Origin of the sequence: Roseovarius sp. (assembly GCF_018066915.1) — a bacterium.
Classification (GTDB): Bacteria; Pseudomonadota; Alphaproteobacteria; order Rhodobacterales; family Rhodobacteraceae; genus Roseovarius.
The window spans coordinates 1-2,933 of sequence record NZ_JAGPVV010000153.1; the positions used below are offsets into that span (position 1 = coordinate 1).

At 58.5% G+C, this 2,933-nt stretch carries 4 protein-coding genes; all 4 read left to right on the forward strand.

The genetic code is table 11. The features are described from left to right. A partial coding sequence (gene lspA, locus KBT70_RS08275; RefSeq protein WP_296631126.1) for a signal peptidase II occupies window positions 1–419 on the forward strand: 419 nt, incomplete at its 5' end. Further along, window positions 416–1,987 carry an apolipoprotein N-acyltransferase gene (gene lnt, locus KBT70_RS08280; RefSeq protein ID WP_050775788.1) on the forward strand — a complete coding sequence of 524 codons (1,572 nt, stop codon included), beginning with the start codon at window positions 416–418 and terminating at the stop codon, window positions 1,985–1,987. The genes lspA and lnt, both read left to right, overlap by 4 nt. Then, window positions 1,987–2,154 (forward strand): hypothetical protein, encoded by a 168-nt coding sequence (locus KBT70_RS08285; RefSeq protein WP_008282832.1) that lies wholly within the window; start codon window positions 1,987–1,989, stop codon window positions 2,152–2,154. Before lnt ends, KBT70_RS08285 begins: the two co-directional genes overlap by 1 nt. A 24-nt stretch (window positions 2,155–2,178) precedes the next feature. After that, on the forward strand, window positions 2,179–2,933 hold a 755-nt coding region (locus KBT70_RS08290; RefSeq protein WP_363270307.1), incomplete at its 3' end, for a penicillin acylase family protein.

The window sequence follows — 2,933 nt, forward strand, 5'->3', positions numbered from 1 at the left end:
ATCAGGTGACAAAAGCAATTGTCGTCGCCAATGCGGCAGATTTGAGCGCCGGAATTCCGGTCTTTCCCGGTTTCAATCTCATCTACCTGCGCAACGATGGCGTGACATTCGGATTACTTGGTGGCGCGCCATGGTGGAGCCTTACGGCGTTGGCCCTCGCTGTCTGCGGCTGGTTGACCGTCATGTTGGTGCGCACTGCCAACCCGGTTGAGGCTATCGCCTATGGTGCGATTATCGGTGGCGCGCTCGGCAACGTCCTCGACCGCATCCGGTTTCGGAGTGTGACGGACTTCCTCGATTTCTATGTCGGATCCACGCATTGGCCCGCCTTCAACATGGCGGATGTTTTCGTGGTCAGTGGCGTGGGCCTACTGCTCATAGCCCCTTGGTTGAGCGCCAAGTTGAAAACAGGCACATGATGGCGGGCTTGCGACCACTGACGGGTCGTGGCCGTTACATTCCCCTGCGATCAGGGATTAGCTTTGCAGCGGGCGGTTTAACGGTTTTAACCCTTCCACCATTCTCATGGCTCATCGTTGTTCCAGTCGCCTTCTCAGCACTCTTTCTCGTCCTCCGGCAGGTTTCGACAGCGCCTGCCTTCTTCATCGGCTGGGTCTTCGGAATGGGCCAGTTCGGGTTTGGAGTTTCCTGGATCGCCGAGAGCTTTTACGTCGATTCCGAACGTTTCGGTGCCCTTGCGATCCCGGCAGTCGCGGGACTGTCCGCCGGACTGGCCATTTTCCCGGCGATTGCGGCGATGTTATTTGCCACCATCATGCAGCGCCGTGCTGTCGGCGACACTACGGCAGGTCTTCTGCTTGCAACCTGCTGGGTTGCCGCAGAATGGCTGCGTGGTCATGTCCTGACAGGGTTTCCCTGGAACCTTGCCGCTTATGCCCTTGTCGAACACGCCGCTCTGCGCCAACCCGCCGCCTGGGTAGGAAGCTATGGGCTGAGCTTTCTCACGGTCTTTATAGGGCTGTTGCCCGGTGTGTTGATTGTGGCGGCACCAAACAGACGCGTGCCTGTTCTCGTGCTCTTCGCCGTTGTGGTGATGGGCCTCTGGGGTGGCGGCGCGCTGCGTTTAGGGACGAATGTGCCTCCGACGGACAGCGCTTTGCGCATCGTCCAAGGCAATGTGCCGCAAGTCGAGAAGTGGGCACCGGGCAGCCGCGAGCGAACGCTGGAGAAATATTTGGGCTTGTCGGCGCAACCTGGACGCTTCGACCTGTTGCTGTGGCCGGAAACGGCCTTTCCCGGTTTTCTGGACGAGGACGCCTTGGCGCGTAGGCGGCTATCCACGGTTCTGCCAGACGGCAGGATCCTTTTGACAGGCGTGCCTGACCGCGTAGAGGGCGATGGGGGAACCCGATATTTCAACACGGTTCAAGCCTATGACGGCAGCGGCGAAATTCTGACGGGATATGCAAAACATCATCTTGTTCCGTTCGGGGAATATGTGCCCCTGAGAGGCTGGCTGCCGATCGAGCGGCTGACCGAAGGTTTGGGTGATTTCACGCCAGGACCAGGGCCACGCACGCTGGCGATCCCGGGTGCGCCTCTGGTCGCGGTGGCGATCTGTTACGAAATCATTTTTCCGGGCCAGGTAGTCGATGACCTTTTTCGCCCCGACTGGATTTTCAACGCCACAAATGATGCCTGGTTCGGGACCAGCATCGGACCCGAGCAGCACCTCGCCTCCGCGCGCATGCGCGCGGTCGAAGAAGGGCTTCCTGTAGTCCGGGCGGCCAACACCGGGATTTCCGCGATCATCGACGCCAAGGGAGAGATCATCGCGCGCCTCGAGACCGGACAAACTGGAGTCATAGATGCCAGCCTGCCGACAGCGCTTGCGCCCACACCTTACGCACGTTTCGGTGATTGGACATCGCTGGCGCTCATCTGTGCGGTCTGGGCTCTAGCCTTTACCGTCGGATTGGTCAGACGACGTTTCAATTCAGAAAAATCAAAATCGGAGGAATCGTGATGCTGGTGCTCGCAGGCTTTGTCGGAGGGGCGCTCTGGGGTGGCTATCTGGCGCAACGGCGGAAAGGGAACCGCCTGGATATACTTCAATACGCGACAAGCTTCGGTATTGCTTTCGGCCTGCTCGCTTTTTTCGCCTCGGTGATCCTCTTGCGCATCACGTCTTGAGATTACTTTGGCACCGGCAACGAATTGAAACGACTATTCAACATATTACTGTACTTGCTCCTGGCGGTTTTTGCATTAGGACTGACCGTATCCGGTGTCGTCTACTTTCTTTTGCGCGCCTCCGTCCCCGACTATGACGAGGATTTCAGTGTTGCGGGTATCGAAGGTCCAGTCGATATTCTGCGAGATGCTGCGGCCATACCGCACATTTCTGCAGACTCCGCTCCGGACGCCTATTTCGCGCTTGGTTTCGTTCACGCTCAGGACAGGCTTGGCCAGTTATTGCGGGCAAGGCGGGCAGCGCAAGCCTTGTTGCCACTTGACCAGACGTTCGAAGTCGAGCCTTCGACAGCCCAGGCGCTCGACGCATATGCCGCAGGTGTCAACGCGTGGCTTGGTCTGGTATCCGAAGGCGGGCGCGGCAGAGGCTCACCCGATCTGTTGATCGCGGATGAGAGAATGATCGCAGCCTGGAGACCCGTCGATAGTCTCAGACTTGCTCAAGCGTTTCTGAACGATCTTCAACCCGAGAGTCGCCAGAGTGACCTGTCCGGCTTGTCAGACCGACCTTTTTTGCCCGAGCTGTTTATGACCTCGCCCAAGGTCAGCCTCGATGCTTGGGCGTTGCCTGGAGACAGAACAGCTATGGGAGCACCAATTCTCACCGCCGATATACGTGGCCCCTTATCGCTGCCTTCTGAATGGTACCTGGCGGATATTCAACTCCCGACCGGAGCCGCGATTGGGGCTACATTGCCGGGTGTGCCCTTCATTGTCGT

What these genes read in the sequence shown, in the direction of transcription:
- KBT70_RS08285 (WP_008282832.1), top strand. Translation starts at nt 1,987, where the DNA reads ATGCTGGTGCTCGCAGGCTTTGTCGGAGGGGCGCTCTGGGGTGGCTAT.
- lnt (WP_050775788.1), top strand. Translation starts at nt 416, where the DNA reads ATGATGGCGGGCTTGCGACCACTGACGGGTCGTGGCCGTTACATTCCC.